This window comes from Pirellulales bacterium, assembly GCA_035546535.1.
Classification (GTDB): Bacteria; Planctomycetota; Planctomycetia; order Pirellulales; family JACPPG01; genus JACPPG01.
This window is the reverse complement of the sequence record DASZWQ010000103.1, coordinates 1-4,868: the sequence shown is the minus strand read 5'-3', so window position 1 is coordinate 4,868 and position 4,868 is coordinate 1. Positions and strand designations below refer to the sequence as shown.

At 60.4% G+C, this 4,868-nt stretch carries 4 protein-coding genes; 3 read left to right on the top strand and 1 reads right to left on the bottom strand.

Annotated features, from left to right (window positions below):
- Positions 1 to 678 precede the first annotated feature (678 nt).
- From VHD36_12900 to VHD36_12890, 3 genes are all read left to right on the top strand, one after another.
- Positions 679 to 1,734 carry a GNAT family N-acetyltransferase gene (locus VHD36_12900; protein HVU88210.1) on the top strand — a complete coding sequence of 352 codons (1,056 nt, stop codon included), beginning with the start codon at positions 679 to 681 and terminating at the stop codon, positions 1,732 to 1,734.
- A gap of 139 nt (positions 1,735 to 1,873) precedes the next feature.
- Positions 1,874 to 2,311 carry a hypothetical protein gene (locus VHD36_12895; GenBank protein ID HVU88209.1) on the top strand — a complete coding sequence of 146 codons (438 nt, stop codon included), beginning with the start codon at positions 1,874 to 1,876 and terminating at the stop codon, positions 2,309 to 2,311.
- A gap of 66 nt (positions 2,312 to 2,377) precedes the next feature.
- Entirely contained in the window at positions 2,378 to 2,857 is a 480-nt protein-coding gene (locus VHD36_12890; protein HVU88208.1) for a hypothetical protein, read from the top strand.
- Here the strand turns inward: VHD36_12890 and VHD36_12885 are convergent, their stop codons facing one another.
- On the bottom strand, positions 2,858 to 4,414 hold the full coding sequence (locus VHD36_12885) for a cytochrome B6 (GenBank protein HVU88207.1): 1,557 nt from the start codon (positions 4,412 to 4,414) through the stop codon (positions 2,858 to 2,860). It abuts the gene before it with no gap.
- Positions 4,415 to 4,868: the final 454 nt, after the last annotated feature.

The following is a 4,868-nucleotide window of genomic DNA, read 5'->3' as shown; positions in this document are numbered from 1 at the left end:
CCACGCGAGCCAAAGGCAGGCTGAATCGCTATGGTAGTTTGGATGGCACGATCGCAGTGGCACAAGTTTTACAAGACGAAGGTCGCCGCACCGCCCACTGTACTCTTCGAACTGGTGTCGGACTTGCCGAATGACGGGCGCTGGTTGCCTCAGTCCGACGCGTACGGACAGACGTTGCGCCATACCCGGTCCAACGGGGCAGCAAGTATCACGACGGGATGAAGCGAGGGGTCAACGAAGAGACGCCGCGCAGGCCTTCGGGCGGCTGGCACACTCGGGTGAATGACCTTGAAAACGGCCTGAACATTCCCGGCCTCCGGATAGCCCGGTCCTTCTGGAACCCGATGGGTACTGGCGGGCGGTCGCACCTCATCTCCCAGGGCCAGCACTCTTTGGGGGTAGGGCATAGCTCAATCGTCTACGTTTCCGCGTGCCGCCGAGATTACAGCTCCGAAATTTCCGTCCGCCTGGCCGAGCGAACATCCATTTCGCCCTTCCTATCGTATTAGCCTAGTCGCTGATTAGAACTGCCCCCCGGGCTCGATTGTCTGCTTGCAACTGCGTTCTGGCACGCCAAGCCGGGTGACGCGCTTCAAGCGGAGCAACAAGCGGGCCGCGCGGGGCATATCGCTATCGCCTGGCGGGGGTGATTCCGAGATGTCGTCAAGAATTCGTTCGTTGCCTGCGCACGAACTGAATGCGGATCACGTTCAGACGTGGTTACAAACTCTTGAAGAATGCGATCTGCTCGAGACTCCTCACCTGCGTCCTGAGTTCACGCAGGCCCTGGGCGCCGTGCGCCCGGACATCAAAGTCGCGATGGTCGAGGAAGCCGGAGAAGTCGCGGCCTTGTTACCTTACCGGCGCATGCCCTGGGGAGGTGGTCGCCCCGCCGCCGGATCGCTGGCGAATGTTCAGGCCATCATCGCGCGGGCGAACTATGAAGTCGACACGCTCGGGCTGGTGCGGGCCTGCGGCTTGCGGAACTGGCAATTCGACAGGCTGCTGTCGCCGCCAAAAAGCGTGTTGCCGTATGTGTGGCGGTCGTGGGACTCACCTTATGCTGATCTGTCCCAGGGTTACGAAGGATATTGCCGCAAAATGCGCATGGACCGCAAGCGCCTTTCGGAATTTGGGCGTTTGCAGCGAAAGATGGCACGCGAAATCGGCGACGTGCGCTTCGAGCCCCATGTCGCCAGCGACGCCGTGCTGAAATCTCTCATGGAGTGGAAGAGCGCGCAGTACAAGCGTACGCGCCAGTACGATATTTTCTCCGCACAATGGGTGCGCAACTTGCTCTCCTCGTTGCTTCAGTACCAGGAGCGATCGTTTTCGTCGCTGTTGTCGGCGCTCTATGCCGGCAACCGGCTCGTTGCCATTTCGTTTGGACTGCGCTCGGGCAGTAACATGCACGGCTGGTTCACGGCTTTCGATCGCACGCTCTCCGCGTATTCACCAGGTTCTCAGTTGCTGCTCGAGCTTTTTCGGGCGGCGGAATCGATCGGCATTCGACGCATCGACTTGGGAACCGGTCCCGAGGAGTATAAGCGTCGCTTCATGACCGACGCCGCGCAGGTTTACGAGGGCGCCATTGATACGAGCGCGCTGGTGTCGGGCGTCCGACGCCAATGGTGGCAAGTCAAGAATTGGGTCCGCTCGTCGTGCCTGGCCGGCGCGACCCGCACCTCGCTCGCTCCGCTGCGCGGCGTGCAAAGCTGGCTGGAAATGCGCTAATTCCGTACGATTTCCGCGCGCCTGCACGCCCCGTACGGTCGTCCCTCGCTGGCGACCAACGCTTCTCTGACGTCGCCGCGCGATTGCTGATCCTGTACGATTAGCCCAGAACAATGGGGGACCGGTGCGGAGAGGAGACATGGATGGGATCAACTGGGGCGCCGAGGCGATACGAGTCGCCAACTACATCGCGCGGCATATCGTCGATCTACAGCGCGGGGCGCTGGTCTGGCATCAGGGCATCATCGTGGCCTTCGGCACCGACGGCTATGCGACCGACGAGAAGTCGAAGGATGTCGTGCAATTGCTGACACAAATCGTCGACATTCCCGCCTGGAAGACCGAGCGACTGGCTTTTGGAACAAACGACGAGTTGGATGCCGGCCGCACTTGGGTGTTGCTGCTCGACCCGGCTCAATCGGACGACGTGGTGGGGCTGGTGGAATCGCTGGATACCGCGATCTGGGCGACGTGGGATCTGGCCAACGGTCGTACGCCGGAGAAGAGCACCGACAACAACCGGCGCTTGAAGCAAGAGACGAGACTTCGCAAGCTGCGACCGCCGCGGCAGCGCTAGTGTGATATAATAACCCTATTCGCCCGCCCTGCGTTGGTGCTTCGCCTCATTGCAGGAGACCGAATCATGTTGCTCTACGTACACGTCGGCTTGAGCCTGGTGGGAATCGCGACCGGATTCATGGTCATTTGGGGGCTTATCAACAGCAAATCGCTCGACGGTTGGACCGCCGCGTTTCTTGCGACGACGCTGGCGACCAGTTTGACCGGCTTTCTGTTTCCCTTTCACGGGGTCACGCCCGGCATCGTGATCGGCGTGATCTCGACCGTCGTGCTGGCCGTGGCAATTGTCGCCCGTTATCGATTCGGCATGTCGGGAAAATGGCGGCCTGTGTACACGGTGACGGCCGTCGTGGCTCAATATCTCAACTTCTTCGTGCTCATCGTGCAATCGTTCATGAAGGTTCCGGCGCTGCACGATCTCGCGCCCACGCAGAGCGAGCCACCGTTTGCCATTGCACAGCTGGTAGCGCTCGTGGCATTCATTGGCATGGGGGTTTTGGCAACGCTGCGTTTCCGCGGTCACGCCGCCGCGTCCGCGCCCTGATTACAGCTGGCGCATAAAAGCCACGAGGTCTTGTTTTTCTTGCTGGGTCAGCTTGGTGTCCAACACCAGATTGAAAAACTCGACGGTGTCTTCCAGCGTCAGCAACCGTCCGTCGTGCAGATAGGGAGGGCTGTCCTTGATCCCGCGCAAGGTGAACGACTTGATGGGCCCATCCCCGGCTTCGCCCTTCAGGAATCGCTCGACGTGTAGATCGTGCATCTGGTTGTCGAGATAGAACGGCGCCGGATGACAAACCGAGCACTGCGCCTTGCCGAAAAACAGCTTCTCGCCCGCTAACTCGTTGGCAGTCGCCTTGGTCGGATCGAGCCGGCCCGTGACGTTTAGCTTGGGCGCCGGCGGGAAGTCGAGCATGTTTTGCAACTGGGCCATGTTCGTGACTTGAATACGGTCGAGGATGTTCATCCCCTTCTTGGCGGCATGGATGTGGTCACCATTGAAATAGGCGGTTCGCTGCTCGAACTCGGTGAAATCCTCGACCGAACGCAGGCTTCGTTTCGAGCCGTGGATCTGCTGATTGAACAGCCCGCGCAAGCTGACCGTGTCGAGCCGCATGCGGCGTTCCTCGGGCCGTGTGTCGGGATTGATGTGAAACTGGCCACTGGTGTGCCCGTTCGTGTGGCAATCGAAACACGTGACACCCAGACTCGGCTCTTTGGACTTGCGGTCGTCGGTCGGATTGAATTCTTCCTGCGGAAAAGGCGTGACCAGCAGCCGCAGACCGTCGAGCTGCACCGCGGTCAGGAGGTCCTTGAACAAGCGGTAGTAGTTATTGATCGAAACCACCTCGCCGCGCGAGACATCTCCCAGCTCGGGCCTGGTTTGCAAGTACATCGCCGGCGGAAATTCGGGCAGGAACGCCTCGGGCAGATCGTACTCTACGTCGTAACGCTCCAGTCGCGGAAACATCTTGATCTGCATCGGCGGAAAGACCTGGCCGCCGAGACCGCCGCCCTGAGCCGGATGTGGCAGGGCCTTGTACGGGAAAATATCGCGCTCGCGGATGTCGGCCGGACTCAACGCGGCGAGCTTGTCCCAGGTCATACCTTCGGCCAAGAGCGCGGTCGGACCAACAACGAGCGGCTTGCCGCGCGACATCTTTACTTCAGGATCCAGCTTCGGTTTGAGGTTGTATCGACTCTCCAGCAGCTTCTTCTGCGCAGCCATCACCTTCGGCTTGCCGGCCACGCCCGCCTTGTAGACATCCTCAAACGTTGTGCCAGGCTTCATCGCTCCCAGGGGCTCGCGATAAAAATCGAACCCGATCATCCGGCCCTGATCCTGCTGATCGGCGGCCGCTTTGGACGTGGGGAGCGCCGGGCTCGCGGAGAAAATATCGGACCGATCGTGTGCCGTCTTCTTCTGCTCGGGCCGCTCCTCGGGAACCTGCTCGGCCGTTTGTGCCGCGATCACGGCGTCGGATTTCTTTGGCGTTTGACCCTCGGCCGGTGCGGCGTTGAAAAGCGCGACCACGCTACAAACCACAATGGAGGCAAGACGCTCTTCGGAAAGGGCTCGGCGAGCGATTCGGTGAATCATGGCGTGTCTCCCTTGGTCGTGGACCAGATGCAAAACGATGCGAGGGCCGGACATCACTCCAGATCAGAAAGCCTCGCACCGGACATTTCCAGGTGCAAAAACCATTCCCCCTTGGAATGCACTACCCGCCCGGCGATTCCGGGGGCGCGACGAACCGTGCCTCCGCTCGTTGCCTTCCTGCGTTGGCGATTCCTTGCCCATCCCATGAAGCGGCGGAGCCAGCCAGCAGCTCGGGACTTTACTCGTTCGCCCATCTCCTTGCGATTCCTCGAGCGAGCGAAGACGGGAACGTGTCCCGACTTAGGAAGCGCGAGCTTAGCAGCCTGTTGAAGAACTCAACGGGCTGCGACATCGCAGGGATGCGATGGCAAAATATCGACGTAAGTCGTTATTTTGCGAGCCGTGCGAAGCTTTGCTTCGCACTTGGCGAGGTTGAAAAAAGCCACGAGGGCTT